Annotated in this window: 31 protein-coding genes; 14 read left to right on the top strand and 17 right to left on the bottom strand. The window is 72.4% G+C overall.

What is annotated here, in order from left to right; all coding sequences use genetic code 11:
* Positions 1-31 precede the first annotated feature (31 nt).
* Together ACFQRF_RS10625 and ACFQRF_RS10630 are read left to right on the top strand one after the other, a co-directional pair.
* Complete coding sequence (locus ACFQRF_RS10625; RefSeq protein ID WP_379870845.1) at positions 32-1924, top strand: AAA family ATPase; 1893 nt, start codon at positions 32-34, stop codon at positions 1922-1924.
* A gap of 329 nt (positions 1925-2253) precedes the next feature.
* Positions 2254-2496 (top strand): hypothetical protein, encoded by a 243-nt coding sequence (locus ACFQRF_RS10630; protein ID WP_379870846.1) that lies wholly within the window; start codon positions 2254-2256, stop codon positions 2494-2496.
* Between the two features lie 367 nt (positions 2497-2863).
* On the opposite strand, the gene ACFQRF_RS10635 is transcribed toward ACFQRF_RS10630, so the two are convergent.
* Entirely contained in the window at positions 2864-3634 is a 771-nt protein-coding gene (locus ACFQRF_RS10635; RefSeq protein ID WP_379870847.1) for a hypothetical protein, read from the bottom strand.
* A gap of 419 nt (positions 3635-4053) precedes the next feature.
* Between ACFQRF_RS10635 and ACFQRF_RS10640 the strand changes: the two genes are divergently transcribed.
* Positions 4054-4923, top strand: a complete 870-nt coding sequence (locus ACFQRF_RS10640; protein ID WP_379870848.1) for an NAD(P)H-binding protein — start codon at positions 4054-4056, stop codon at positions 4921-4923.
* A gap of 479 nt (positions 4924-5402) precedes the next feature.
* Positions 5403-7061, top strand: coding sequence for a D-alanyl-D-alanine carboxypeptidase/D-alanyl-D-alanine endopeptidase (gene dacB, locus ACFQRF_RS10645; protein WP_379870849.1), 1659 nt, complete (start codon positions 5403-5405; stop codon positions 7059-7061).
* 101 nt (positions 7062-7162) lie between these two features.
* Here the strand turns inward: dacB and ACFQRF_RS10650 are convergent, their stop codons facing one another.
* Together ACFQRF_RS10650 and ACFQRF_RS10655 are read right to left on the bottom strand one after the other, a co-directional pair.
* Entirely contained in the window at positions 7163-7864 is a 702-nt protein-coding gene (locus ACFQRF_RS10650) for an RDD family protein (protein ID WP_379870850.1), read from the bottom strand.
* A gap of 246 nt (positions 7865-8110) precedes the next feature.
* Positions 8111-8797, bottom strand: a complete 687-nt coding sequence (locus ACFQRF_RS10655; protein WP_379870851.1) for an SDR family oxidoreductase — start codon at positions 8795-8797, stop codon at positions 8111-8113.
* A gap of 71 nt (positions 8798-8868) precedes the next feature.
* On the opposite strand from ACFQRF_RS10655, the gene ACFQRF_RS10660 reads away from it, so the two are divergent.
* On the top strand, positions 8869-9450 hold the full coding sequence (locus ACFQRF_RS10660; protein ID WP_379870852.1) for a TetR/AcrR family transcriptional regulator: 582 nt from the start codon (positions 8869-8871) through the stop codon (positions 9448-9450).
* Positions 9451-9551: 101 nt separating this feature from the next.
* Here ACFQRF_RS10660 and ACFQRF_RS10665 read toward each other — a convergent pair whose 3' ends face one another.
* The 4 genes from ACFQRF_RS10665 to ACFQRF_RS10680 form a co-directional block, all read right to left on the bottom strand.
* On the bottom strand, positions 9552-10625 hold the full coding sequence (locus tag ACFQRF_RS10665) for a methyltransferase domain-containing protein (protein WP_379870853.1): 1074 nt from the start codon (positions 10623-10625) through the stop codon (positions 9552-9554).
* Positions 10626-10958: 333 nt separating this feature from the next.
* Entirely contained in the window at positions 10959-11648 is a 690-nt protein-coding gene (locus ACFQRF_RS10670; RefSeq protein WP_379870854.1) for a hypothetical protein, read from the bottom strand.
* 99 nt (positions 11649-11747) lie between these two features.
* Positions 11748-12002, bottom strand: a complete 255-nt coding sequence (locus ACFQRF_RS10675) for a DUF397 domain-containing protein (protein ID WP_379870855.1) — start codon at positions 12000-12002, stop codon at positions 11748-11750.
* On the bottom strand, positions 11999-12853 hold the full coding sequence (locus tag ACFQRF_RS10680; RefSeq protein WP_379870856.1) for a helix-turn-helix domain-containing protein: 855 nt from the start codon (positions 12851-12853) through the stop codon (positions 11999-12001). The genes ACFQRF_RS10675 and ACFQRF_RS10680 overlap by 4 nt, the downstream gene beginning before the upstream one ends.
* Positions 12854-13054: 201 nt before the next feature.
* Between ACFQRF_RS10680 and ACFQRF_RS10685 the strand changes: the two genes are divergently transcribed.
* The 3 genes from ACFQRF_RS10685 to ACFQRF_RS10695 all read left to right on the top strand — a co-directional run bounded on the left by ACFQRF_RS10685 (position 13055) and on the right by ACFQRF_RS10695 (position 14641).
* Positions 13055-13567: an ATP-binding protein gene (locus ACFQRF_RS10685; protein ID WP_379870857.1), complete on the top strand. Its 513-nt coding sequence runs from the start codon at positions 13055-13057 to the stop codon at positions 13565-13567.
* On the top strand, positions 13564-13971 hold the full coding sequence (locus ACFQRF_RS10690) for a hypothetical protein (protein WP_379870858.1): 408 nt from the start codon (positions 13564-13566) through the stop codon (positions 13969-13971). The genes ACFQRF_RS10685 and ACFQRF_RS10690 overlap by 4 nt, the downstream gene beginning before the upstream one ends.
* A 94-nt stretch (positions 13972-14065) precedes the next feature.
* Positions 14066-14641 carry a putative glycolipid-binding domain-containing protein gene (locus ACFQRF_RS10695; protein WP_379870859.1) on the top strand — a complete coding sequence of 192 codons (576 nt, stop codon included), beginning with the start codon at positions 14066-14068 and terminating at the stop codon, positions 14639-14641.
* Between the two features lie 43 nt (positions 14642-14684).
* Here the strand turns inward: ACFQRF_RS10695 and ACFQRF_RS10700 are convergent, their stop codons facing one another.
* The 3 genes from ACFQRF_RS10700 to ACFQRF_RS10710 all read right to left on the bottom strand — a co-directional run bounded on the left by ACFQRF_RS10700 (position 14685) and on the right by ACFQRF_RS10710 (position 16756).
* Positions 14685-15080, bottom strand: a complete 396-nt coding sequence (locus tag ACFQRF_RS10700; RefSeq protein WP_379870860.1) for a hypothetical protein — start codon at positions 15078-15080, stop codon at positions 14685-14687.
* A 930-nt stretch (positions 15081-16010) separates the two neighbouring features.
* The gene (locus ACFQRF_RS10705; protein ID WP_379870861.1) at positions 16011-16241 is read right to left on the bottom strand and encodes a hypothetical protein; all 231 of its coding nucleotides are present in this window, start codon (positions 16239-16241) and stop codon (positions 16011-16013) included.
* Between the two features lie 86 nt (positions 16242-16327).
* Positions 16328-16756: a GNAT family N-acetyltransferase gene (locus ACFQRF_RS10710; protein WP_379870862.1), complete on the bottom strand. Its 429-nt coding sequence runs from the start codon at positions 16754-16756 to the stop codon at positions 16328-16330.
* Positions 16757-17002: 246 nt separating this feature from the next.
* On the opposite strand from ACFQRF_RS10710, the gene ACFQRF_RS10715 reads away from it, so the two are divergent.
* From ACFQRF_RS10715 to ACFQRF_RS10725, 3 genes are all read left to right on the top strand, one after another.
* On the top strand, positions 17003-17782 hold the full coding sequence (locus ACFQRF_RS10715; RefSeq protein WP_379870863.1) for an alpha/beta fold hydrolase: 780 nt from the start codon (positions 17003-17005) through the stop codon (positions 17780-17782).
* A gap of 88 nt (positions 17783-17870) precedes the next feature.
* Positions 17871-18416, top strand: a complete 546-nt coding sequence (locus tag ACFQRF_RS10720) for a DinB family protein (protein ID WP_379870864.1) — start codon at positions 17871-17873, stop codon at positions 18414-18416.
* 135 nt (positions 18417-18551) lie between these two features.
* Positions 18552-19025 carry a nuclear transport factor 2 family protein gene (locus ACFQRF_RS10725; RefSeq protein ID WP_379870865.1) on the top strand — a complete coding sequence of 158 codons (474 nt, stop codon included), beginning with the start codon at positions 18552-18554 and terminating at the stop codon, positions 19023-19025.
* A gap of 60 nt (positions 19026-19085) precedes the next feature.
* On the opposite strand, the gene ACFQRF_RS10730 is transcribed toward ACFQRF_RS10725, so the two are convergent.
* A complete protein-coding gene (locus tag ACFQRF_RS10730; RefSeq protein WP_379870866.1) occupies positions 19086-20102 on the bottom strand; it encodes an SMP-30/gluconolactonase/LRE family protein in 1017 nt (338 codons plus the stop codon).
* Positions 20103-20214: 112 nt separating this feature from the next.
* Between ACFQRF_RS10730 and ACFQRF_RS10735 the strand changes: the two genes are divergently transcribed.
* A complete protein-coding gene (locus ACFQRF_RS10735) occupies positions 20215-20649 on the top strand; it encodes a MarR family winged helix-turn-helix transcriptional regulator (protein WP_379870999.1) in 435 nt (144 codons plus the stop codon).
* A 164-nt stretch (positions 20650-20813) separates the two neighbouring features.
* On the opposite strand, the gene ACFQRF_RS10740 is transcribed toward ACFQRF_RS10735, so the two are convergent.
* From ACFQRF_RS10740 to ACFQRF_RS10750, 3 genes are all read right to left on the bottom strand, one after another.
* A complete protein-coding gene (locus ACFQRF_RS10740) occupies positions 20814-21035 on the bottom strand; it encodes a hypothetical protein (protein WP_379870867.1) in 222 nt (73 codons plus the stop codon).
* Positions 21036-21364: 329 nt separating this feature from the next.
* Positions 21365-21583 carry a hypothetical protein gene (locus ACFQRF_RS10745; RefSeq protein ID WP_379870868.1) on the bottom strand — a complete coding sequence of 73 codons (219 nt, stop codon included), beginning with the start codon at positions 21581-21583 and terminating at the stop codon, positions 21365-21367.
* A gap of 205 nt (positions 21584-21788) precedes the next feature.
* Positions 21789-22376 (bottom strand): TetR/AcrR family transcriptional regulator, encoded by a 588-nt coding sequence (locus ACFQRF_RS10750; protein ID WP_379870869.1) that lies wholly within the window; start codon positions 22374-22376, stop codon positions 21789-21791.
* 94 nt (positions 22377-22470) lie between these two features.
* Here ACFQRF_RS10750 and ACFQRF_RS10755 point away from each other — a divergent pair, with 94 nt between their 5' ends.
* Positions 22471-23508, top strand: coding sequence for an NAD(P)-dependent alcohol dehydrogenase (locus tag ACFQRF_RS10755; protein WP_379870870.1), 1038 nt, complete (start codon positions 22471-22473; stop codon positions 23506-23508).
* A 19-nt stretch (positions 23509-23527) separates the two neighbouring features.
* On the opposite strand, the gene ACFQRF_RS10760 is transcribed toward ACFQRF_RS10755, so the two are convergent.
* Together ACFQRF_RS10760 and ACFQRF_RS10765 are read right to left on the bottom strand one after the other, a co-directional pair.
* On the bottom strand, positions 23528-23890 hold the full coding sequence (locus ACFQRF_RS10760) for a nuclear transport factor 2 family protein (RefSeq protein ID WP_379870871.1): 363 nt from the start codon (positions 23888-23890) through the stop codon (positions 23528-23530).
* A gap of 115 nt (positions 23891-24005) precedes the next feature.
* Positions 24006-24503, bottom strand: a complete 498-nt coding sequence (locus ACFQRF_RS10765; protein WP_379870872.1) for a hypothetical protein — start codon at positions 24501-24503, stop codon at positions 24006-24008.
* 169 nt (positions 24504-24672) lie between these two features.
* Here ACFQRF_RS10765 and ACFQRF_RS10770 point away from each other — a divergent pair, with 169 nt between their 5' ends.
* Complete coding sequence (locus ACFQRF_RS10770; protein ID WP_379870873.1) at positions 24673-25383, top strand: hypothetical protein; 711 nt, start codon at positions 24673-24675, stop codon at positions 25381-25383.
* Between the two features lie 614 nt (positions 25384-25997).
* Here ACFQRF_RS10770 and ACFQRF_RS10775 read toward each other — a convergent pair.
* Entirely contained in the window at positions 25998-26567 is a 570-nt protein-coding gene (locus ACFQRF_RS10775) for a hypothetical protein (protein ID WP_379870874.1), read from the bottom strand.
* Positions 26568-26572 lie beyond the last annotated feature (5 nt).

Below are 26572 nucleotides of genomic sequence, written 5' to 3' on the forward strand. Positions count from 1 at the left end.
CGACCCGCGGCCCCGAGAGAGGTAACGCTCCGTGACCATCACCGATCCAGCAGCGACCCTGGCCAGCGCCACGGGACAGGCGGCGGACGAGCGACCCTGGCGCCCGACCGCCACCTACCCGGAGCCTCCCGCGGACGGCGGGCACACCCGGCTGGAGCGCTTCATCGACGCGATGATCGCCATGGGGCAGACGGGGCAGGTCTTCGGTGAGCACGGGATCGGCAAGACGTCGACGTTCCTCTCCCACATCCCGGAGCGCCACCCGGACACCGAGGTCGTCGTGGTCCCCGCCGCCAACCTCACGCCCGACGACCTGCTCGTCAACGCCCCGGTCCGCGACCCCGCCACCGGCGCGCTGGCCCTGCGCCAGCTCATCATGCGCCAGCTGCGCCCCGGCCGCCGGTTCGTGCTGCTCATCGACGACTCCCTCCAGGCCGGTGACACCATCCAGTCCCAGCTCATGCAGGTGGCGTGCAACTGGACGCTCGGCGAGCACGACCTGCGGGAACTCGGCTGTGTCGGGGTGTTCCTCACCGACAACGAGTCGCTGGCCGAGACGAGCGCCCGCCGCAGCGACCTCGCGGTGCTCGACCGGATGGTCACCCTGCGCATCACCGCCAACGACACCGCCTGGCGGTACAAGCTCGCCGAGCGCTACCCCGAGTGGGACCTCACCGAGGTGTTCCGGATCTGGGCGGGACTCGGACCGCACCTGCGGCACCTGCTGTCGCCCCGGACCTTGCAGCACGTCCTGGACTGCGCCGAGGCCGGGTTCCCCCTCCGGTGGGGGCTGCCGCTGCTGAACGGCAGCCGGATGGCGCTGTCCGAGCCCACCTCCAAGGGCGAGCCCGGACCGGACCGCACCGACGAGATCCTCGACGGCATCGCCGCCGCGGTCGGCGCCGGCAACCCCGACACCATCGCGGACCCGGTGCGCGCCATCCTGCGGGCGGCGGTCCGCAACCGCTGGGCGGTGCTGCTCCAGGGGCCGCCCGGCTGCGGCAAGACCGAGATCACCAAGCAGGTGGTACGCGACGAGACGGGCCGCCCGCCGGTGTACTTCTCGCTGCCGGTGACGAACGTGGAGGACCTGTGCGTCCCGGTGCCGGCTCCGGACGGCACGCTGGACGTGCTGCTCACCCGGTCGCTGCTCGGCCCCGAGCCGAAGGTACTGGTCTGGGACGAGTACAACCGCCCCAAGGACAAGGCGACCTTCGCCAAGCTCATGGAGGTCACCCAGGAGTGGTCGCTGGCCGGCCGCCCGATCGAGAACCTGCGCGCCCAGGTCGCCCTGCAGAACCCGCCGTACCACCTCGGCCGCAAACTCCTCGTGAGCAGCAACAACGTCGCGCAGGCCAGCCGATTCACGGTCAGCTACGAGGTGCTGCCCGAGGACATCCCCGCCAACCAGTGGCTGATCGACACGTACGGCGAGACGGCCGAGGTCGTCCTCGACTGGTGGAAGAACGACATCGACGACGAAGGGCGCGAGTGGGTCACCAAACGCACCCTGGAGCGGCTGATCAAGCTGCACCTCGCCGGCCAGCCGCTGGAGATCGGGCTCATCTACCTCGGTGACGGGGAGTACGCGCCCATCCCGCTGTCCGGCCTGGAGGCGCGGCTGGCCGGGCGGCGGAAGGTCGGCATCCGGGAACTGGCCGAGGACGTCGACGGGTGGGAGGCGCGGCTCGCCGCCGCCGCCCGGGCCGCCGACGAGGGCACCGACGACACCGACCTGGTGCACCAGGTGTTCGCCAACGCCGAGGTGTCGCAGCTGCGCGACCATCTCGACACGGTGGCCCGGCTGCTCCGCCACCTGCCGCCCAAGCTCCGCGCCACCTACCTCGTGGGGCAGGCACCGGAGAAGCAGCGGGTGTGGGTGGACGCGTTCGCCAAGGTCGCCGAACTGGCCGAGCGCGGGTAGCCCCCGGCACGGGCGTGCCCATGGATCCGCGGCGCTGGGGGGAGAGCCGGCGCCCGGAGCGGGCGGTCTCCTCGCGCGGGGCGGAGACCGCCCGCCATGCACGTCCGGGGCAAGGGGGATTCCGCTGCCGCCGGATGCGCCGTGCCCGCGGAGCGATTCGGCCGCCGCACGGTGGGGGTGCGAAAGAAGGGGGCCGGCCGTGCTCCATCCGGCGGACGTGGCGGCGGTCGCCGAGCCGCCGTCGGCGGAGTTCGCGGACGCCGTCCGCGCGCGACACCGCGCACACGGCCGCCCGTGCGGCGCTCGGCCTCCCCGGCGTCTCGGTCGCGGTGGCCCGTGACACGGCCGGGGCCGCCGAGGTGGGCGGCCTCCGGCGGGTGAAGGGCATCCCCTCCCTCCCCGATCCGCGGCTTGACGCGATCGGGATCGTGTCCGGGGCGGTCGGCGAGCGACGGTGGCCGATCGGCTGCGGCTTCACGAGCCCGCTGCCGCACCGGGACGTGCTCCGGGAGCACGATTCCGGCCGGCACGACCGGACGATCTCGGCGGAGATGGCGGCCGGTTCGTCGTGAACCGCGCCGCCATGACCGACGCGAACGCGTCCTGGCCATCCCCAGGCTGTGGACGGCGGTCGAGGACGTCGCCATGGCCCCGCGTGCGCACGGCCGCCTCGAAGCCCAGGACGTCCGCGCGGTCATGGACCGGCACGACTTCGGCACGGCGCTGCGCGACGCGGGCGTGAACGTGTGGTCGCCGCTCGGCCACCGCCCGCCGATTCCACTGTCCGGCCACGTCTGCACGGCCCTGCCGCCCGGTACCGCCACCGCCCGTCCGCCGGTCGCGGCCGACCGGGACGCCCAGCGCCCCGGTCGCGGCACTGCCTGCCAGCGCGTTGTCGGTCGGCGACCGCCGTGCCCGAACCCGGAGTGTCGGCCGGCGTCAGACCGTGCAGCCCGCCGGGCGGACCGGGGCCGTGGGATGCCGCCGCGCGGGGACCGTCGGCGCGCGGCCGGACTGGGCGGGGACGGCCGCTCCGGCCCACGGAACCGGCGCGTGGGAGCGGGGAGCGGGCGGCGTTCCGGACGAGCCGGGTGCGTGGCCGTGCGGAGCGGGCCACCGGCCGGTCCGGGCGCGGCCGGACACGACGACGCTCCGCTCCGGGGTGAGCCAGGCGCGCAGTTCGTAGGGCGCCAGGATGCGCCGGATCTCCGCCCCGCCGAGCCGGGCACCGGTCGCGGCCCGCTCCAGGGCCGCGTCGCCGACCTCGCCGAACGCCTCCCACAGCGCGGGATCGATGACGAGCCGCTCGGCGTCGGCCCAGGCGGCCGCGAGGTCGAAGGCGGCCCGTGGGTACGTCCGCCGCAGCCCGTCGATCGCGGGCCGGTGGCTCTCGGCGGCCTCCACCCGGCAGCGTTCGCGCAGCTCCGGGTGCGTGTGCTCCAGGTACCCCATGTCGCGTAGCGCCCGCGCCTCGGCGGCCTCGGCCGCCAGCAGGATCAGCAGCGCGCTCTGCGGGTGGAGGCCCGAGATGCCGCTGAGGTCGACGTGGCCGCACTTGCGGGTGGCGCCCCAGTCAGGAGTCAGCAACTGCGGGTTGATCTCCAGCGAGTGGACCGTCGCCCCCACCGCCGCGCCCACGACCGCGTGGGCGGCCTCGTGGTAGAGGACCATGTTCAGAAAGTGCGGATACACGGTGATCCGGTCTGACACGAAGGTGTCCCGTCTGAGGCGCGATGTGTGGACGACGTGCCAATTATGTCGGTCACGGACCGTGCGGACGGCAGGCGCGCGGCGCGCGTCCGGAGCCGGGAGCGCGCCGCCGGCAGGCCCGCGCGGTGGGCCGCAGAAAAATCTCGCCGTTCCCGTGGCGCGGCCGGTGAAAGCCCAGGACTCCCCGCGTGATCGCTCGTGGGATCACGGCCGACCGCCGTGACAGCGGCGGCGCGTTGTCGCAGGTCAGAGCGAACGTGAACACGCTGTTCGCGTTTGTCGGCGCGGGTGGGCGTGGGCGAGGATGAGCATCGCTTGTCCGCCGGTACCTGGATCTTTCCGGCACGCCGCGCCGTGCGTGCGGTGCGGGACGAAGACCGGGCGGGCCCGCCGCCCCGCCCCGAACACGTGGGAGTGACATGACGACTTTGGTGACCGGTGCGACCGGGAACGTGGGCCGCCTGGTGGTCCGCGGTCTCCTCGACTCCGGCGAGAAGGTGCGGGCGCTCACCCGGAACCCCCGGGCGGCCGACTTCCCCTCCGGGGTGGACGTCGTCCCCGGCGACCTCGCCGCCCCAGGGAGCCTGCCGCCCGTGCTGGACGGCGTCGACCGGATGTACCTGTTCCCCGTGCCCGAGACCGCGCGCGAGGTCGTGGCGGCGGCCAAGGACGCCGGAGTCCGCCGCATCGTGGTGCTGTCCTCCGGCGCCGTCACCGGCGGCTTCGACACCGACTTCCACCTACCGGTGGAGCAGGCCGTCGAGGCGTCCGGGCTGGAGTGGACGCACGTGCGCCCCGGCGAGTTCGCGCTCAACAAGCTCTGGCTGTGGGGGCCCGGCATCCGCGCCGAGCGGGTGGTGCGCTGGCCGTTCATGGACGCCGCCTGGTTCCCGGTGCACGAGGCGGACATCGCCGACGTCGCGGTGACCGCCCTGCTGCGGGACGGGCACGACGGCGCCGCGTACGACGTCAACGGCCCGGAACTCGTGAGCTACCGCGAACAGGTGCGGGCCATCGGGGACGCCATCGGCGAGGAGATCCGGGTCGAACGGGTCACCCCCGAGCGGGCCCGCGAGATCTGCCGCGCGCAGGGTGGTTTCGCCGCGGCGAACGCCGACTTCCTCCTCGGGTTCGCCGACTACGGCGGCGGTGAGGCCGACCCGGCCACCTGGGAGGAGCAGGTTCAGGACGCGGTCACCACCGCGCCGCCGACGGCCGAACGCGTCACCGGCCGGCCGGCGCGCACCTTCGCCGAGTGGGCGCGCGACCACGCGGCCGACTTCCGCTGACCGGCGATCCGGATGGCGCGCCTCGGTGCGCCGCCCGCCCTGCCACATCACCGATGTGGCGACGGTTGTGGTTCCAGTTGACATCGCATGGTTGCGATTGGATAACACATTGTCGTTGTAGGGCGTCCCGAACGGGACCCGTCAGGCCAGTGTGGACGGTCACCGACCGCCGTCGGCGCCCCCGGACGGACCCCGCCCGACCCAGGTGCCGCCCTTCACGCACCGCCACCTGTTTGGTACGTTACGGCACGTCGCGCAATGGCAACCGGCGGAACAGCCGGACGAGGCGCCCGCCCACGGGCGTCCGCCCCCTCGACCGCGTGACCACGGCACCGCTCCGACTCCGCGCGGCATCAGCGCCGCCGCGGCCGGATCCAGGCTCACCCGGCATCCTCGTCTCCCGGGCCGCTCCCGCCGCGGCTGTGACGCGCCCGCACCGGCCGGTCGCAGCGGCAAGCGAACAACCAGAAAGAGCAGGTATGACGGTTCCCCTCCAGCCCGCTCCACGGAGACCTCCCCTGAACCGTGCCCCCCACGTCGCCGCCCTCGGGCTGGCGGGCACCTTCGCGCTTCTCGTCGGCACCGCAACACCCGCGCTGGCCGACACCGAGGCCGCCACGGCCGACCTGGCCGCCGACATCGACGAACTCCTGGCCGACCCGTCGCTGGAGGGCGCCACGAACGGCGTGGTGGTGCGCAGCCTCTCCGAAGGCGACGTGCTTTACGAGAGCGAGCCCGGCACCCCGCTGGTCCCCGCCTCCAACACCAAGCTGCTCACCTCGGTGGCGGCCCTTGAGGTGCTGGGCCCCGACCACCGGTTCACCACCACCGTCTCGGCGAGCGACCAGCCCACCGGCGGCGTGCTCGACGGCGACCTCCACCTCACCGGCGGCGGCGACCCGACCCTGACCGTCGCACGCTACGACGCACTCGCCGCCGACGTCGCGGCGGCCGGCGTCACCGAGGTGACCGGAGACCTGCTGGCCGACGACACGATGTTCGACGACCAGCGGCTGGCCGACACCTGGGAGGCGAGCGACGAACCCTACGCCTACGCGGCGCAGATCTCCGCCCTGACCGTGGCCACCGACACCCGCTACGACACCGGGGTCGTCAACGTCACCGTGAAGCCGGGCAGCGCCCCCGGCGACCCGGTGTCCGTCAGTGTCAGCCCCGACGTCGGCTACGTGACGGTCGACTCGGAGGCGAAGACGGGGGAGGCGGACGGCGGCGCCGGACTCACCATCACCCGGGAATCCGGAACCAACACCATCTCCGTCTCCGGCTCGCTGCCGGCCGGCGGCGGCGCCCAGGCGCAGCTCACCACCGTGCACGAGCCCACCGACTTCGCGGCGGAGGTCTTCGCCGATGCCCTGGAGGAGAACGGCGTCGAGGTGCAGGGCGAGGTCGGCCGCGCCGAGACGCCGCAGGACGCCATTCAGGTCGCCGAGACCACGTCCGCGGAGCTCGGCGACATCCTGGTGCCGTTCCTGAAGATGTCCAACAGCGGGCACGCCGAGATGCTGGTCAAGACGATCGCCCAGGAGACGGCGGGCGAAGGCACCTGGGCGGCCGGGCTGCCGGAGGTCGAGGCCGCGCTCAACCGCATCGGCGTCGACACCACGGGCGTGCAGCTGGCCGACGGTTCCGGGCTCTCCCGCTCCAACGAGGTCCCGGCCGAGGTGATGGCCGACCTGCTGGCGGCGACCCGCGAGCAGCCGTGGTCCGAGACCTGGGAGGCCGCCCTGCCGGTGGCGGGAGAACCGTCCCAGATGGTCGGCGGCACCCTGGCCAGCCGGATGGTGGACACCCCGGCCGCCGGGAACGTGCACGCCAAGACCGGCACCATGACCGGCGCCAGCGCGCTGTCCGGCTTCGTCACCACGGCCGACGGCGAGGACCTGGTGTTCAGCGTCATCAACAACGGCTACACCGGCGCCGCGCCGCGCCCCGTCCAGGACGCCATCGCGGTCCGCCTGGCCGAGTTCAGCCGCGCCGGCGCGACCAGCGGTGTGCAGGAGCCCGAGCAGCCGAGCAGCACGGAGACGCGTTCGCTGGCGCGCTTCGTCGATGTCCCGCAGATCGAGGGCATCGAGCGCCCGGACGAGCTGGAGTGCACCTGGGTCGGCGCCTGCTAGCCGCACCCCGCCCCGAGCCCGGACCACCGGGCACCGCGAACGCCGGCCGGACCTTGGAGGTCCGGCCGGCGCCGTTCTTCCGGTTCCTGTTCTTCGGGGCGTCAGCTCTTGGCCGTGGGAGGGACGGCGATGACGATCGTCCGCCCGGCGTGGTCGTGCACCGTACGGTGATACGGCTCGTCCACCAGTCCGATGATGGCGTCGATGAGCGTCCCGATGCCGGAAACCGCACTGAGACCGATGATGGTGAGAAGCCGGAGCGCGGACCGCCCCTTGCTCGGCGGGAGACCGGTCTCCATATCGATGACGCGGATGCCGAGCACCCGCTTGCCGAGTGTCTGACCGGATTTGGCCACCGGCAGCCAGAAGTAGCACCAGTAGGCGGTCAGGCCGCCCAGGAAAGCGATCGGGCCGGTCAGCAGGATCGCGACCCCGTTGAGATCGTCGGGAGTGCCGCCCATCAGCAGGGCCGTGATGAGCATGAGGCCCGGAAAGAAGACGTAGAAGATCAGAGTCGCGAGAAAACCGTCCAGCATGTTGGCCAACAGCCGCTGCCAGATGCGCGCCGGTTGGGGGCCGTACGACGGGACGTGGACTCTCCCCCAGTCCGCGGGCGGGTACGCGTCTTCCCCAGGGGCGGGCCATCCAGGCGCTGGCGCACCACCGTACGGGGCGGGCGTCGGGGCCGGAGCCGCCGGAGGCAGGAACGTGGGGTTCCCGCTGTTCACGGGCCGGCCGGAGTACGGTCCGGCAGGCTGACCAGCGGGGACGCCGGGCTGCGGCGGCGGGGCGGGGTAATTCACTCTTCTGATTCCTCAATGTCGGGTGCCACGGGACGGGGGGGACCGGCACGCGGGCGCGTTCCGGTGGGTTCCCGTGGGTCACCCCGAGCGACGGCCGGCAGGCCGGTCGGTCACCCGGGGTGCGGCGCACCAGGGCCGTGATCGCCGTGGCGAGCGCGATCGGCATTTCTACCACTTCGCACCGACAGCGGGGCGGGAAGCCGGTCCGGCCGGTGCCCCCTTCCGGCCGAGGGCACCCGACGGCTGTCAGGCGACGGTGAAGCCACCGTCGACGGGGAGGATCGTGCCGGTCACGTAGTCGGAGCGGACCAGGTAGCGGATCGCTTCAGCGACGTCGGCGGGCTGGCCGACCCGGTTGGCCGGCAGGCTCGCCGCCGCCTCCGTGAACTGCGCCTGGCGGTGCTCGTCGGGCAGGAACGACCACCAGGGGGTGTCGACGACCCCCGGTGACACGGCGTTGACCCGCACGGGCGCGAGCTCGGCGGCCAGCGGCGGCACGATCCGGTCGATCGCCCCGTTCACCGCGGCCAGCGTCACCGTGCCGGGGACGGCGGCCCGTGCGCTGGCGGCGGAGACCACGGTGATCGATCCGGTGACCTGAGCGTGCTGAATCGCCGTCAGGTAGCCGAAGAACTTGCCGTCGAACGCCGCTCTGATATCCGCCTGCTTCGTCTCGCGAACCGGCCCCAAGCCGATCGCACCGGGGCTGAACGCCAGGACGAGGTGGTCGAACGCGCCGATCCGGTCGAAGAACGCCGCGACCTCGTCCTCGGACGTGCCCTCGACCGCCTCCGCGGCCGTCACTCGCTCCCGCACCGCGGCCAGCCGGTCGGTGTCGCGGCCGGTGACGATGACCTCGGCGCCATCGGCCACCAGCTGCTCGGCGGTGGCCAGCCCGATGCCGGACGTGCCGCCCATGATCACAACGCGCATGACGCGCCTCCATTTCTAGACGTTGCGTCTCGATATTAATCCGAGACGACACGTCTTGTAAATTGGGTTCCATGACCAGTGAGCGCCGACCAGGGCGGCCCCGCAGCGAGACAAGGCGACGGGCGATCCTGGCCGCCGCCATGGCGGAACTGGAGGAGCGCGGCTACGCCGACCTGACCATCGAGCGCATCGCGGCCCGGGCAGGTGCGGGCAAGCAGACGATCTACCGCTGGTGGCCGTCCAAGGCCGACGTGGTACTCGACGCCCTGGTCGACATGGCGGAGACCCGGATCGCCCTCCCTGATGAGGGATCACTGCCGGACGACCTCATGGCCTTCATCTTGGCGACGTTCCGCCAACGCGGCCAGCGCCCGGTTCTCCTCGGCCTGCTGGCGCAGGCGCTGCTCGACCCGGTGTTCGCGAAGGCGTTCCGGGACCGGTTCCTGTTCCGCCGACGTGCCGTGCTCCGCCAGATCCTCGACCGGGCGGTCGCCCGAGGGGAGATCGCCCCGGAGACGGATCCGGAACTCCTCATCGACGTCGTCTACGGCGTGCTGTGGTACCGGTTGATGCTCGACCACGCGGCGCTTGACGACGATGCGGGCCGGCAACTCAGCTCACTGCTCTTGCGCGCGGCCCGGCCAGGACCATAGCCGCGAACGATCGGCGCGGCCACACCCTTCGTGTCCCGGCGCACGACCGACGTCCGGGGCCCGCTGCGGGGGCGCCCGCCACAGGCCGACGGGCGGTCCGATCACTCGGGCAGCCGCCAGGCAGGCCCCGCCGGGCCTCGCAGCCACGCCCGGTGCGTCCCGTCGACGCCGACCGTGAGGCCGTACTCCGTGATCCCCGGGCGTCCGTACCGCTGCCAGTCCCCGTATGCGTCCGCCAACTCGTCCCACAGCCGACGCGGTCCGGCCTGCTCCACCCGGCCGTCCGCGTACAGCCTGGCCCACGAGGGGCCGTCGGCCGCCGAGACCCAGACGCACTGGGCGCCGTCCACGAGGCGCACCCCGATGCGGATCGCCGGCACCATCAGCGCCAGTTGGGGACCCGCCTCGGCCATCACCATCGTTTGCGGATCGCCGTCCAGGGTCCGTACGTCCTCCGCCGTCCCGTTCAGGTCGTGCGGCGGGCCGCCGCTCCACCGGTGCCCGCGCAGCTTCATGAAGGCGGAGCCGCCGGTGAACCGGCCCTCGGCCCTGTCCCGTTCCTCGGACACGACCAGGCGGGCCATGAGACCACCGGGGAGATCGGCACCCGGAGCCCACGGGGTCACGATCACACCGCCCGGCCGCGTCTGCGTCACCCAGTCCGGCGGGACGCGGACGACGCAGCAGGTCGCGATCACCGCATCGAACGGGGCGGCATCGAGGCACCCTTCGGTCCCGTCCCCGGTGACCACGCGGGCGGCGTAACCTGCGGCGGCCAGATTGGCGCGCGCGGCGTCGGCGAGCCCCGGGTCGACCTCGATCGTCGTGACGGCGCCCGACGGGCCGACGAGTTCGCACAAAACCGCCGCGTTGTAGCCGGTGGCGGCACCGACCTCCAGGATCCGGTCCCCCTTCCGCACGTCCGCCGCTTCCAGCATCGCCGCCATGACGGAGGGCTTCGATGACGAGGAAGTCGGGCGACCAGGGCCGTCACCGGTGCTGTCATCGACCTGGGTGACGATCGAGGCGTCCTGATACACCAGGTCGGCCCACGCCTCAGGCGCGGACTCCCGATCCAGCGGCGGACCGAACGTCTTGGGCCACACACGGGACGGGATGAACAGGTGGCGGGGGACGGCGGCGAACGCGGCGCGGATCGGACCCTCGACCGTCATGGCCGAGACCATGCGCCAACGTCGTTGCGACCAGTCGGAAATTGGGATCACTTCTGCCCCGTCCCATTGCAGTTCGGGCACGGCACCAGCTCTCGGGATTTCCACGGGTTCGACCCGTCGCCGTCCGTTTCGACGGTGATAGCGCCGGTTCCATCGCACATTTGACATTTGGACACGCGCCGCGCCCTCCGGATTCGTCAACACGACAGGACGAAGCGTAGTTGCAGGGTTGTGACGCGTCATGTTGCTGGCCAAAGGAGGTCACGAGGTGAGTGAGTGCCGCCGAGCGTGCCCGCTTGTGCTCCCGCCCGGCCAGTATGTCGACATATCGACTTAGCGCTGGTACTCGCCGATCCACAGGCTGGGGGCCGTGCTCTGGAGGTGGGCCGCCATTTTGCGGTAGTCGCCGATGCCCCGCACCGGGAACCGCAGGCGGGCACCGGGCAGGTCCGGCCGGGGTGGCTGTTCGCGCTGCGTGGTGGACTGGATGAGGGCGAGGCGCTTGTGCCCGGCCACCGAGTTCGGGTCGGTCAGGAAGACCTCGATCGCGAACTTCTCCCGGCCATCGTCGGTGAGCGCGGCGCGGGCGATCTCCTTGCCGATCGCGCTGCCGAGACTGCTCGCCGGGGCCTTTCGCGCCCACATCCAGCTGCCGCCGATGGCGCGGATCAGCGGCCACGCGACGAGTTCGGCCTGCTGGCGGTCGATGTACCAGAGGCCGAACCGGTCGAACGCCACGCCGTGCGTCCGCAGCGCGTTCGGCAGCGACACCAGGACGGCGAGCAGCAGCAACCCGAAGAACACCGCGATGACCGCCGAGATGATCCGCAGCGTGCCCGGATCGCCGCCGGTGAGGAACCGCTCCGGCCAGATCGCGCCGAGCGCCGCGCAGACGGTGAAGAACAGCAACAGCGCGACGCCGAGCAGCAGGCACCCCATCCCGCTGCGGCCGAGATTCACGAACGCGGCATCGGCCGCGGGCCATGGCTGGTTCGGGTGCTTGGGCGCGGGTATCCGGTCCATCGGTCGTCCCCCCTCAGGGCTCGGGAAGGTGATCACGTGACGCCGTTGTTCGACGTCACCGGCCGGCCTGCCGTTCCCGGGCGGGGTGACGGGGGAGGGTTACAGCTCCTCGCGCTTGACGGCGGTGAGGAAGACGGTCCACTCGGTGCGAGAGAGGTAGAAGGCACCGGCGTCGCGGTTCTTGGAGTCGCGGATGGCGTAGGAACGGGCGCCGCCCAGGGTCGGTCCTGCCTCGACGCACTTGGAGTTGCCGTTGGCGCTGTAGCTGCTGGTGCGCCAGCCGACTTCGACGCATTGGCCACTGCTATTGACGCTGTAGCTGCTGGTGCGCCAAATCCACTGCGTCTGTCTCATGAGAGATCCTTCTCCTTGGCCGTGATGAAGCTGATCGACTCCGTGGTGCTGAGGCACTTGTCCCGAAGCCGACCGTAGAGGTCTGTCAGCTTAGTGACGTCTTCTCGCTCCAGGAAGATCATGCCAGCGGCACTATCGATATGCGCGACCTGCGGGAAGGGGTCCGGCAGCTTGATGAGTGTGAACTCTCCATCCGGGTTCGCATAGATGCCTGCCTCGAAGGGAAGCACTCGGATTTCGACCGTGGAGCGCGTGGCCATTTCGGCGAGGCGCCTGCACTGCCGCGCCATACTCTCTCGGCTTCCGGGGAGGCGGTGCAGTGTAGCCTCATCGAGGATGACCGACAGTTGCGTAGGACTATCGCCCTGCAAGATGTTCTGCCGGGTCATGCGCATCTCAACCCATCGCTCGATCTGCTGCTGCGATGCAGGTGGATCACCAGCATTGACGACCGCGTACGCGTACTCGCGAGTCTGGAGCAGTCCCGGGACGACAAATGGGCTGAAGATGCGAATGTGCTGGGCGCGATTCTCAAGCCAGACATAGTCGATCGTTCTCTGGAAGACGTCCTTTGAGTACTTCTCCCACCAGCCGGTCTTCGATATTTCGTCCGCGAGCTGGAGTAGCGCTTTCCGTTGATGCTCGCCGTCAACCCCATAGAGATTCAACAGGGATAGAACGTCTGCGCGATTGATCGGGAGATCGCCAGATTCGAAGCGGCTCAGCGTCGATGGGTTGCGTTGGATGTAGTCGCCGGCTTCCTTCAGTGTCATGGCGTTGCTCTCACGAAGGTCCCTGAGGAGCTTGCCTAGCCACTGGGCACGCAACGTCGGATGTCGCTTGTTCGCCATCAGGGGCCACCTCGAAATCTGTCCGGAAAGTTTTCCGGAATGCTTGCGGAGATCAACGCCAGCTGCCACTCTAGCAGTCAGTGAGAGGTGTTTCACGTGGAGTGATTGCACTGAGGGCCTCAAACAAGCGGCCGTTGGCGGGTGTCGACACCACCCGCCAACGGCCTCGTCCCACTCGCCTGGTCATGACAGGGAGCGAACATGTCCCACGTTATCCCGCGCCCCACCCCCGCGCACCCCGGCGCCGCATGGGGACCCGCCTACGACCACCTGGGCCTGCCCGGAACCCTCGAAGCCCCCGCCGAGCTGCGCCTTTGGGCCGTCCGCCGACTCGTCCAGTGCGGCCGTCCCTACGGCAACACCCCCGACCTCGCCGACGCGCTCCGCCTGGTCGCCAGTGAACTCGCCACCAACGCCATCCGGCATTCGGCCTCCGGCGAGGACGGCGGCTTCCTCATCGCCGCCCTGCACTTCCCGCACGACTGCGTCGCCCTGCGCGTCTTCGACCTCGGCCCCAAGACCTCCGCACCGACCAGCCCCGCCGAACCCCCGAACGTCCTGGACGACCCCGACCTGCACGACGCCGAGCACGGCCGTGGCCTCGCGCTCATCGCCCTGCACGCCCGCCGCTACGGCTGGACCCGGCCACCCCGCCACCGCGTCCACTCCGTCTGGGTCGAGCTGCCGGTCGAACCCACCCTGGAGGCGGCATGACGACGCTGTACGTCCACCCCGTCCCTGCCGCCGCACCCGCCCCGGCCGTCCGACCGTCCTGGCGACCGGCGCCGTCAACGGCCGTCCCGGACTGGATGCGGCACACCCTCCGCGCAGAGGAAGAAGCAGCCGCCCGCGCAAGCCGGATCGCGGCCGGTGCCACCGCCACGCCGACGGACGATCGCCCAGACGACTCCCCGGCGGCCGTCGCCCGCCGCACCGGCCACTACCGCCCCCGGCACGCCCGCCCCGGCCCGCGCCTCCGCAGGTCCCGGGGACGACGGCGCGGCACGGTGGCGCGGCTCGTGCACGAGGCGCGCACCTCGATCGGCGGCATGCTGCTGCTCCCGCCGTTCACCGCCGTCGGCTATCTCTGCTCCGAGCTGCGCATGCTGCTCTTCTGACGGCGGCCCCGCGGCACCGTCCGCAGCGCAGCGTGGGGAAGAAGTCACAACCCGGTATGGCGCCTGTGCGGCGTCACCCGGTAGAACGGTCGGCATGTCCGCCAGCAACGCACACGTCGCCGCCTGGTCCCGGATCGATGTCGCGGAAGGGCTCGGCATGGGGTCGCTCATCGCCGAGCCCACCGGCTTTCGGCTGGAAGGAAGCGAGGTCATCGCCGAGGGCGATGACCGCTACTCGTGCCGCTTCACGGTCACGGCCGACCTGGCGTGGCGGACCCGCGTGGCGCGCGTGGAGGTGGTGTCGGGCAACGGGACGCACGTCGTGGAGCTGGCGGCCGCCAACGGCGGGCACTGGACGGTGAACGGGCGGCGGGATCCGGCGCTGGACGGCTGTGTGGACGTCGACGTCGCCGCCACACCGGTGACCAACACGCTCCCGATTCGCCGACTCGGCCTCGCGCCCGGGGAGTACCGCGACCTCGCGGTGGCCTGGGTGGACGTGCCCAGCCTCCAGGTGCGCCGACTGAGCCAGCGCTACATTCGGCTGACCCCCACGGCCGGGGTGGACCGCTACGAGTACATCCACCCGCCCACCACCACCTACACCTTGACGGTGGACCCCGCCGGCCTGGTGATCGACTACGAGAGGTTCGCCCGGCGGGTGCGATGAGCGGGAGCGGCGCGGCCCCGCCGGTCGCGGTCGGGCAGGCGCCTCACGTCAGCCGGAACCGCCCGGCTTCCGCGTCCCACTCCGCCGCCGTGCCGTCCACGTGGACCCGCCATCCGGTGGTGGGAAGCGCCGCCCGCACCTCGCTGAGCAGCTGCAGCCAGTGCTCCACCTGCAACAGCATCAGCTCCCATGGCGCCTGCGTGTGGCTGACCTTGACCGAGCCGGCGAGGACCTCGCCCGGCTCCAGCGTGTCGGCGGAGTACCAGCCGAACGGCTCGCAGTACTCCCGGACCAGCTCCGCGGCCTTACCGGGGAACTCGCCGTCCACACGGTCCACGAGGCCGCCGCTGTACCGCTCGGTCAGCGCGTCGACGCGTTCCCGCTCGGTGGGCGAGAGGGGAGTGTCGCGGGTGATCGTGTAGTAGAGGGAGACGCCCATGATCCGTTCCTCCGGTCGGCGGGGGCGGCACACTACCGCGAGACACCGACAGTGGCGCCGTGCCCGACTCTCCGGCGTGCTCGCCTGCGGTACCTGGCAGGAGGACGGGACGGGGCCGAATGCGAGTGCGGCACCGTCCAGGAGGCGGGGGAGCCGCGGCTTCCTCTTGTACCGCCTCTTTCGGGGAAGGGAAGGGCAGACCCGCGCCACGGGGGCCTGGCGCGGGTCCCGTCCGATGGCCGGGCATGAACCGGGACATCAGCCGCGATTCGCCCGATAAACGGGCGAACGTTGAAGAAGATAGCGACCCGCTTCGGCTCGCGACAGGGCTGTCACGCAGCGCGAGGAACAGGCGGAGCGCGCCCTAAGTTAACGTTGAGTAACCCACGCATCACCTGCGGAGTGTGATGTTTCGAGTGAGTAGGGCGAACACCAAAATGTTCGTGGGCCGTTCGAAGCGGCGGGTAACGTGCCGTGCGCCCGCAAGTGGCACGGGTGTCCACTTTCGGCCAGCGCCGCGTCACCGGACGTAGTCGCGCCGGAGGCGCGCGGACCGTCCGGCGGCCGTGCGCTCGGGACGGTCGGCGGGCCGACAGGACGAGGGGGAAGCGTGCGCCCGGAGGTGGGAGCCACGCTGTCCCGGTGCCGGGAGTGCGGCGGACACGCGTACGGCGGTGCGCCGGCGTGTGCGAGCTGCCGCGTGCTGGTGGACGGGCTCGTGGAAGAAGAGTGGCGGCGCCTGCTGGAGCGCTGGGACGTGGCCGCGGAAGAGGAGACCGCCCTCGCCGAGCCGGTGGCCGACGAGCCCCACCGGCACGACCGGCGGGTGGTGGACGCGGCCCTGGACCGGCTGGTGTGCCCGGACTGCGGCGGCAGGCTCGGCCGCGGTCCCCTCGGCTGTCCCGCCTGCGACCTCGCCCACGGCTACCGCTACTCGGCGATCGAGACCGATCGCCCGGGCGTCCCGCCGGGCAACGAGCACGCGATCCGTGTCAACGTCTCGGTGGTGCGCCGCCCGCACATGACCTCGGCGAACGAACTCCTCCTGCGCCGCCTGCTGCTGCCGGCCCTGCTCGTCGGTTTCCTGCCGACCACCAGGCAGGCCCAGGCGATGAGCGCGCTCGCCCGGCGGACCCCGCCGAGGGAGCGGGCCGCCCTCATTGAGCGGGCGGTCGACTGCGCGGACGCTGACCCCGCACGTCCCGGCGGGCGCCCGGCGCGGTCGCCACTCGCCGGGCGCCCACCGGTCAGCCGTGGGAGCGCGGGCGCTCCAGAAACGTCCCATCGGGTGCGGCGAAGCCGAACTTCGCGTACAGACCGTGCGCGTCGTCGGTGTGCAGCAGCCAGCGGAAGTTGCGCCCCGGCCCGTTCTCGATCATCTCCTCGACCAGCCGGACGCCCAGCCCGTGCCCTCGCTCCGCCGGTTCGACATAGACGTCGGCCAGGTAGCCGATCGCCACGCCGTCGGAGACCGCCCGCGCGAACGCGACCATCCGCCCGTTGTCCCGCCGGTACGCCGCCACCACCCGCCACGCCGACGCAAGTTGCGCCTCCACCATCTCCCGGGTGCGGTGCCGGGACCAGTACGCGTGCTGGGACAGGAACGTCCATAGCGCGTCGCGGTCGATCCGGGACGGGTCGGCGTCGAACTCGACATCGGGTGCGGTCTCGTCCACGCTCATGCTCCTTCCTCCGTTGACGGCGGATGGCCGTCGCTTGACCTGGCAATATGGCGCATGTCACGCGCGTGAGCCGCCGCTGTCGCCGGTGGCCGGGCGCCGGCGGCCGGACCGCCTGCCATGGCGTACTCGGCTACCCGGCGTGCCGCCCGCATGGCACTCGGTGATTGGACAGATGAGGTAGACCTGGAGTTCATGAATCCATGGGACATTGTTTACGACCGCCGGGGTCACGGCACCCCGATGGTCCTCCTCCATGGACTCGGCCACAGCCGGAGGGGCTGGGACCCGGTCATGGACGAACTCGCCGCGCGCCATGACGTCATCTCCATCGACCTCCCCGGGTTCGGGCAGTCCCCGGCGCCCGCCCGCGACGCCCGATTCGACGTCCCCGCCCTCGTCCAGGCCGTCGGACGGCTCTGCGGCGAGCTGGGACTGCGCCGGCCGCACATCGTGGGCAACTCGCTCGGCGGCGCCATCGCGCTGGAACTGGGCGCCCTCGGCGCGGCGGCCTCGGTCACCGCGTTCTCACCGATCGGCTTCTCCCCGGTGGGGGAGACTTTCGGGCGGCGCATGCTCGCCTTCGGCGCCGGGCTGGCGGCCCGCGTGCCGGAATCCGTCCGGCTGGCCGCCGCCGACAGCCCACCGGCCCGCGCCCTCGCCCGGCGCGTGCTGCGCGGTCCCGCGGCCGACCCCGCCACCGTGCGGAACCTGAGGTTCGACGCCACCATGCTCGCGCCGGGGACGCCGTTCGTCCGCCTGGCCGCGCACGTCGCCGGATACGTGTTCGGGGCCGCCGAGATCCGCTGCCCGGTGACCATCGGCTGGGGCGACCTCGACCGGGTGCTGCCGGTCCGCGCCGCCCGCCGCGCCGTCGCCCGCATCCCGCACGCCCGTCAGGTGACGCTGCTCGGCTGCGGACACGTGCCGATGAGCGACAACCCCATCGCCGTCGCCGGCACCATCCTGGACACTTGCCGGGTCGCCGAGGTGCTGGCCCGGGACCTCGCCGTCCGCGCGTGAGACGGCCCGGCGGTCCGGGGGCTTCTCGCGGTGCACAGCGGGCCGTCCCGGCACGCGCGCCGTCGGTGGGGGCTGGAACACTCGTCCCATGAACGCGATCCCGCCGGAGAACTACGCCCAGAGCTGGGCCGACGACACGCGCACCCCCATTCCGCTGGTGGGGGACGAGCGGGAGATCCTCACCGCCGCCCTCGACTGGCATCGGGCGACGTTCGAGCTCAAGTGCGCGGGCGTCCCCGCCGAGCGCCTCTCCGAGCGGGGCGTCCCGCCGTCCGGTCTGAGCCTGCACGGCCTGCTCCGCCACCTCGCCGGAACGGAACGGTGGTGGTTCCGCCAGCAATTCGCGCGGGAGGACGTGCCGCACCTGTACTACTCGGACGACCGCCCCGATCAGGATTTCGAGGACCTCGACGGCGACGTCGGGGAGGCGTTCGCCGTCTGGCGGGCGGAGTGCGCCCACGCGCGGGCGATCGTCGCCGCCGCCCCCTCGCTGGACGCGACCGGCGTCCAGCTCGCGACCGGCCGGCCGATCTCGCTGCGCCGCATCCTGGTGCACATGCTGGCCGAGTACGCCCGGCATAACGGGCACGCCGACCTGCTGCGCGAACGCGTCGACGGCGCCACCGGGTTCTAGGCACCACCGGTCGTCGCGCCGGCCGGGGGCGAGGTGTCTACTGGAACGAGCGCACCGCCCCGGCCGCCGTCACGGCCCGCCGGTGATCGCGTCCGCGGGGCCGCGCGGCACGCGGCAGCGACTCGTGGAGGCGACATGACGCAGGAGGCACGGCCACCCTTCCCGCCGTTCACCCGGGAGACGGCCGTCCAGAAGGTCCGCCGGGCGGAGGACGCCTGGAACACCCGCGACCCGGAGCAGGTCGCCCTCGCCTACACCGAGGACTCCCGCTGGCGGAACCGGGCCGAATTCGTCACCGGCCGCGACGAGATCACCGCCTTCCTCACCCGCAAGTGGCGGCGGGAACTGGACTACCGGCTCATCAAGGAGCTGTGGGCCTTCGACGGCGCCCGCATCGCCGTGCGGTTCGCCTACGAATGCCACGACGACTCGGGGAACTGGTTCCGCTCCTACGGCAACGAGAACTGGGAGTTCGACGCCAACGGCCTGATGCGGATCCGGCACGCCTCCATCAACGACCTGCCCATCCGGGAGGCGGAGCGCAGGTTCCACTGGCCGCTCGGCCGCCGCCCCGACGACCACCCCGGACTCAGCGATCTGGGGCTGTGACCGCACGGGGCGACGGCCGGGGTGCCCGGCACCCGGGCCCGAATCCGGTGGTCTCGCCGGTCAGATTCCCCGCACCGACGCGACGGTGAACGGGGTCTCGGGGGTGCCCGGTCCCATGGGGCCACCCTGATCGAACTGCGACCGGACGACGAAGAGCCGTCCACGGTCGTGCACCAGCGTGGTGGGCAGTTGCAGCGCGTCGTCCGTCAGCAGCCGTTCGCGGCGCGCCGTCGTCCCGTCGGAATCCAGCCGCCACCTGCTGATCGCGTCGGTGGTGTTGTGGGCGGCCCACAACGTGCCGCCGCGTAGTTCGAGGCCGTCGGCGTTCAGCATGTCCCCGCCCTCCAGCGCCACCCGCCGGACCGAGCCGGAGACCAGGTCGACGCGGTAGAGGCCACCCTCCGTCATGTCCGCCGTCAGCAGGTGACGGCCATCGGTGACGATCCCGTTGAGAGAGAAGACTCCGGGTTCGCGGGGTCCGAGTTCGCCGCTCAGATCGACGTACTCGGGAAGCGCCGCCGCGCCGCCCTCCGTTCTCGCCAGAAGGCCGGGGGTGACCCGGTAGACGACGTTCCGGAGGCTGTCGGTCAGATACGCGGTGCCGTCCGGCGCGACGGTGACATCGTTGACGAAGAACGGGGCGTCGCCGGGGACGTCGAAGCGGGCGAGCGGTTCGCGGTCGCGCGTGTCGTAGACGGTCACCCCGGCCGTCGAGTCGGTCACCCACAGCCGTCCGGACCGGTCGACCGCCAGCCCGTTGGCGGTGGTGCGGCCGTCCGCGCCCGCCGGCAGGAAGATCTCGGCCACCCGCCGCCCGGGGGCCACCCGGAAGACGGTGCCGTCGGCGTAGGAACCCGCGTAGAGCACACCGGTGCGCGGATCGGCGGCGATGCCCTCCGGGTACACCCGGTCGCCGGGCAGTTCGAAGGCGGTGGAGATGCGGGCGGTGCTGTGGAGGCCGGCCGCGGACGGCGGTGGCGCGGGCGGTGATGTGGCGGCGGTCGCGGCGGGTGCGACGGTGAGGACGGCGCTGAGGATGGCCGTCGCGGCGACCGCGCGCAGGCGGAACGAGGGCATGGCACCTCTCTCGGAATGCGTATGCTCGGCTTAAATCGTGTTCGAACGTTAGTTAGCGTTCTAATGTTTCGTCAAGCCGTCGCGGGGTGACTAACATGCAGGAGTGACGACGATGCCCCTCGCCGAGCGTCTGGGCTCTCACCTCAAGCGCACGGTGCGAGCGCTCGATTCGGCCAAACAGGCGGCCCTCAAGCCGGTCGGCCTGACCGTGCCGCAGTACGCCGCGCTGCTCGAACTCGACGAGAACCCCGGCATTTCCGCGGCCGCGCTGGCCCGGGCGTGCGGAGTCACGCCGCCGACCATGAACACCGTGCTGCGCAACCTTCAGGATCAAGGTCTGATCGAGCGCACCACGCACGAGTGGCACCGCAACGTCCTGGAGATCCGGCTCACCGACAAGGGGCGGGAGGCCGTGAACCGCGCGGACGCCCGCGCGGTCCCGCTGGAACGCGGGCTCGCGGCCGAGTTCACCCCCGAGGAACGGAAGACGCTCCTCGCGCTGCTGGCCCGCTGCGCCGACTACCTGGAGTCCCCCCGGGCGGACTGACGGCCCTAGGGCGCCGTCCGCCCCCCGTTATCCGGCCCGGTATGACCGCTGTCCCCTGTCGATCGGATGACCACGCGGACCGGTACCTGCGCACCGGCGAGCCGCCGCCGGGCGGCACCGAGTGCTGACCCGGTTCGGGAGGAGACCCCGGCTCGTCCGGGGCCTCACCAGCCTGCGGGAGTGGCGGCCAGCGCCGCCACCACGGCCAGCGCCATCAGGGCGCCCGCGCCCAGCGAGGCACCGCAGCCGTGCCCACCGGCCCGGGCCACCAGGGTCGTGATCGCCCACGCGATCCCGGCGAGCCCGGCCGCGTCCCAGAAATTCCACGGGGGCTGGAACGGCAGCGTCGCGAGCGTCCAGGACCCCTGCGCGAGAGCGAACCCCATGGCGTCCTCCAGGGCCGTGCGATGCCGGCGCGATGGGCGGGCGCCGGGTGAGCCCACGGGCGTGGGGTCCGGCAGCGCCCCCTCGTCCGCCGGGGTGCGTGCCGCGCGCAGCCTATCCCGGTGAACCGGTGATCGGTACCCGTGGCGCCGGGAGCCGGGGGTGCTGCCGTGAGAACGGGTCCGCCCGCACGTGCGCACCGCCCGGGGTCGTGCGGCGGGTCTCCGCGCCGGTCACGGCGAACGCGGCCGAGCGGCGGTCGCCGGTGGTACGGCGCTGCGGGCCGGGCGGAACGTGCCGCCCGGCCCGCAGCGCGACGGGTGACCGCTCCCTACTCCGCCGCGCTGGTGGCGCGGCGCTTCTTCGCGACCCGCGACCGGTCGAGCAGCGGCTCGAAGCGGGCCGTGTACTCCTCGACGCAGGTCTGGCAGGCGTCGATCTCGCGGACGGCCTGGTCCCAGGCGAACTGGATGACGCCGTCGGCTTCCACTCGCGTGCCCTGGAAGTCGTGGGCGTCGCAGTAGGTGCGGGTGATGACCTCGGTTACCACCGTGGCAACGTGTCCTCTCGGCAGTGACGGGGCGGGCGACTGCCCGCCGGGCGCGGCGCGCCGAACCGGAAAGATACTCCCTCTCGGGGACATCTTGCGGCGTTTTGTTCGATCGGTGACGTGTTCGCCGACGGAATCGCCGGACGACGCCGCCGACTCCGCGCGGCGCCGGCCGCACCAGGGGAAGCGCGGGGCGGGAACGCGGTCAGCCGGCCGCCACGGCGCGCTGGACGCTCTCCCGGAGCAGGGTGCGGCGCCGCTCGTGCACCTCCGGAGGTTCGTCGGCGGTCGCGGCGTAGACGTTGCTGACCGGCGACCATGCCATGGACATCGCGATGACCACGGCCATCACGTCGAACGGGTCTCCGGGCCGCACGGTGCCGGCGGCCTGCGCCTCGGCGATGGCGCGCAGCTTGGGGTCGTCCAGTCGCTCCGCGTCGGCGACGAGGTGACCGGCCGGGCGGCGCTCCAGGCGTGCCCATGTGGCCAGGCGGATGAGGTCGGGACGGCGCAGGTACTCGTCGTAGAGGCGCACGGCCCAGTCCGCGAGGTCGGTCGCGTCGATCGGCACGACGTTCATGATGCGCTCCAGCGAGCCGAAGAAGATGGCGTCGAAGAGCCCGTCCTTGCTGCCGAAGTACGCGTAGAGCTGCGCCTTGTTGGTGCGTGCGGCGGCCACGATCCGCTCGATGCGCGCCCCGGCGATCCCGTGCTCGGCGAACTCCCGGGTCGCCACCTCGATGATGCGGTCGCGGGTGGCGGCGCCGCGAGGGGTGAGGGCGTGGTCGGCCATGCCCGCCAGCATAGCCAACAGAACGGTCGGTCTTTTTCGCTCGCCGCCTCGGCTAGCATCAAATAGACCGAACAGTCTGTCTGGAGGAGTCGGTATGCGAACGACAACGGGATGGCGTGCGGACGGCCCGACGCTGCGGCGGGCGACCCTCGAACGGCGCGACCTGCGTCCCGACGACATCGCGGTCCGGGTGGACTACTGCGGCGTCTGCCACACCGACCTGCACGCCGTCCGCGCACACACCGGTGCGGACGGCCCCGTTCTCGTGCCCGGCCACGAGTTCACGGGCGTGGTCACCGAGGCCGGGCGCGCGGTCACCCGGTTCCGCGTCGGCGACCCGGTCGCGGTGGGCAACATCGTCGACTCGTGCGGCGCGTGCGCCATGTGCCGGGCCGGCCAGGAGAACTTCTGCCACGAGTTCCCGACCCTGACCTACGGTGGTGCCGACCGCGAGGACGGAACGACCACGCTCGGGGGCTACTCCCGCGAGTACGTGGTCCGCGAGCGATTCGGCTACCCCCTTCCCGCCGGTCTCGCCCCCGCCGCCGCGGCCCCCCTGCTCTGTGCCGGGGTCACCGTATGGGAACCGCTGCGCGCCCTCGGTGTCGGGCCCGGTACCCGCGTCGCCGTCGCGGGACTGGGCGGCCTGGGCCACCTGGCGGTGAAACTCGCGGTGGCGCTCGGCGCCGACACCACCGTCGTCAGCCGCACCCCGGACAAGGCCGCCGATGCGCACCGGCTGGGCGCCCATGACCTCGTCGTCTCCACCGACCCGGAACAGATGGCCGCCGCGAGGGACCGGTTCGACGTCGTCCTCGACACCATCTCCGCCCCGCACGACCTCGGCCGCTACCTGCGGCTGGTGGCCATGGACGGGACGCTCAGCCTCGTGGGCCACCTCGGAGCGGTGACCGTACAGGCCACCGACCTGCTCATCGGACGGAAGAAGCTCGGCTCGGCCGGCAGCGGCGGGCGGCCGTCCACGGCCGCCCTGCTGGACTTCTGCGCCGAGCACGGCATCACCGCCGACATCGAACTGATGCCGTCGGCACGCGTCAATGAGGCCCTGGACCGCCTCGGGCGCAACGACGTCCGCTACCGCTTCGTGCTCGACCTGTCCGACCTGTCCTGACCGAGCGGTGCGGCCACCGTCACTCGTCCCAGGCCTGCACCATCAGATGGCGCGAAATGCGCCCGTCCTCCAGATCGAGCATCGAGTTGCACAGCACGCACGTCCCATCGGGGTACCGGCACGACTCGGTGTAGGCCGCCAGGTCGTCGTACACCACGCAGCGGTCCAGGGAGTGCGTCATGTCGCGGGCGCAGACGTCCTCCAGCGTCCGGCGGATCTCATCGCGTCCGCGCAGAATCAGCGGGTTGCTGGGGGAATTGGTGTGGTCGACGATCTCCACCTCGGCGTCGTCGTTGTAGAGCGAGATCAGCATGTCGGCGTCTCGCCCCTCGATTCCGCGCCGGAGCCGCGTCTCGTCGAACGTTCCGGCCATGGTCGTCATGTCGGGCCTCCTCACGTCGCACTCCGGCGGGCGTCCACCGTCCCGCCCGCCGGGCGAGTGCGGTCTCTGCTACCCATCATGCGCGCGGGGGCGTCAACCATGGCCCAATCGGGCGTCAATCCGGTGCTGTGCGCGTTTTCCGGCCGAGCAGCCGGATCCGGGCCCCCTCCAGGCTGTCCCGGTGCAGCCGCTCGATGACGCACGACCGGTGTGCCACGAGCGCGGTCCCGCCGGGCCCGTCGGCGCTGCGGGCGTCCAGGACGATGCCGTCGCCGCCCGGCGACAGGACGGTGGGCGTCCCGCAGAGGTCGCAGCCCCACCGGAACTCGCGCAGGTCGGCCGAGCGCAGGGTGAGACGGACCAGGACGGGCGGGAACCACCGGCGGACCGTCTGGACGACGGCGTCGGCCTCGGTCCCGACGGCCGGGTACTCGCCGGGAAGCGCGCGCGGCGATCCCGACGGGCTGTCGATCACGGCGGCGTCCACCGACGCCGCCACGTCCGGGTTCTCCAGGATCGTCACGAACACGCCCCACGGCTCATGGCGGGCGATCCGCACCCGTACCCGCATCCCGGGGACGAGGTCCGCCGCGGCGGAGTCGAAGCGTCGCATGCCCGCATTGTCCCGTGTGCCCGGGGACGCGGTGCCGGGCGTCCGCGTGCTGTTCAATGATCGCCATGACCGACCCCGCACCGGTTCCCGTGCCTCCCGCCGCGCCGCGCGCCCGCGCAGCCGCGGAGAGCCCGCTCCGTCGCCCGTCCACGGGAACGGCGGCCGGACCATGAGCGACTACCACGACCTCGTCTTCCGCGCCGTACTCCCCACCACCGTGTCCGAGGAGTTCCTGGCCGAGCTGCGGTGGCAGCTCCGGCTCCCGCACGCGCCGCAGCCGGAACACCCGGCGGTGTCCTACACCGGCTGGGGCGATGAGCCGTACCCCGTGTTCATGGGGGACGGCCCCAGTACGCACTTCACCGGCAATGACCACTCGCGCCTGCTCCACCGGCCCGGCGGCGTGGAGTGGCTGGTCGACGTGCGCTCGGAGGTGCACGAGGACGAACTGGGGATCGTCTGGGAGGTCCTGGAATGGATCCTCCGGCATTCCGTCACCCGGGGGCGGTTCGGCCGGATGACGTCCACCGGTGACGATCACGTCTGGACGCTGTTCTGGGACGGGCGGCGGGCGGTGCCCCTGCGCGACGCGACCGCCGCGCCTCCGCCGCCGGAGCCGCCGTCCGAGCGCGGCCCGGGCGGCGCGCGTGACGCCGCGACGCACCGGCCACGTGCGGACGCCGCCTCCGCCGGGCGGTCACCGCGGACCGTGCTGGTCCGGGGCCCGGCCGGCACACCGGACGTGTCGCTGGGCGTGGCGGCTCACCTGCTACGGCCGAAACCCGGCCGCGCCGGCGCCGACGGCCCCGCTCCGGAGCCCGGCCGGGGCCGGCGATCGGGGAACCGGGGCACCGACGCCGGTCCGTCGTCGGCCCGGTGACCCGGCCGGGTGCCGGTTCACGCGGTGACGCCGTTCTCATCGCCCCGGAACACCGTCGGGGCGATGGGGATCGGTGATCGGCCGACGCCCTCCGGCAAGCCGTGCCCGACGCGGAGGTGCGCACCGGTCCGGCACGCGGCGAGGTGCTGCGGCTGGACCGGCTGGACCAGGAGCTCGCCTCCGGAATGGGGCGGTTCCTGGGCACGACGGCCGCGCTCGCCCTCATCGTGGCCGCGGTCATGGTGGCCGGGCTGTTCGCGCTCGCCGCGCGGGGCAGAGCCCGTGAGTTCGCCCTGCTGCGCACCGTCGGCGGAGCGGCCGACGATTCGAGCCAGGCACCCCGTCCGGGCTCCCGCGATGGTCCTCGCGTGATCGGCTCGGCCTCGACCACGGGGTTCGCTGGGGCCGCCCCGAGCCGGCGGCCGGCGCTGCCGCGTAACCCCACCTCGCCGGAACGCGGTCGGCCCTCGGCATCCCTGAGCCCCGGCTGTGCCCAGAGGCGGCGGTACGTGGATCGTCCTCAGGGACGAGGCACGGCAGGTGCGGCTGTGCCCGTATCCCGTGGGACATCGCGGTGCGGCCGGGCGGGGACGACGCCGACCGCCCGGCCGACGTCACACGGTCCTGGCCCAACGGGCGTCCGGCGGCTGCCGCCGCCGGAGGTGGGCGCCGACGGTGGTGCGCGCGGCCCCGGAACTCCGGGCTCGCATGGCGGCCCGCAGCTGGGCCGCCGTGACCGCGGAGGCCGACCGGACAGTGGGGGCCGGTCGCCAGTCCACGCCGTCGATCACGATCCGCCGCTCCGCCGTCATCCCGTTCTCGCCCCGCCGGAGGCGCACCGAGAACTCGCCGGGGGTGGCGCCGGGGTCGTCCGGCGTTCCGGTGAGCGCCGGCCGCGCCTCCCAAATGACGTGACGGGGGGTCGTCCAGACGCCGCCGCGATCGAGGCGGACCTGGTTGTTCCACTGCTCCGTCTCGTTGTCGAGCTGGTGCAGGCGGGGTATCAGGCTCGCCCGGGCGCCGGCGGGCAGCGCGGCGAGGTCGCTCGCGGCGCCCGGGGAGATCTCCAGGTGCCGGAAGACGGCGTCGCGGAAGAAGGGGGAGTGGTCCCGGCACTCCTCGGCGGTCAGCCAGGTGCGCCGCCATCTCTCGAAGCGCACGCCCGCGGTCTCTGCGGAATCCATGGAGT

This window comes from Marinactinospora rubrisoli (assembly GCF_042664915.1).
GTDB lineage: Bacteria > Actinomycetota > Actinomycetes > Streptosporangiales > Streptosporangiaceae > Marinitenerispora > Marinitenerispora rubrisoli.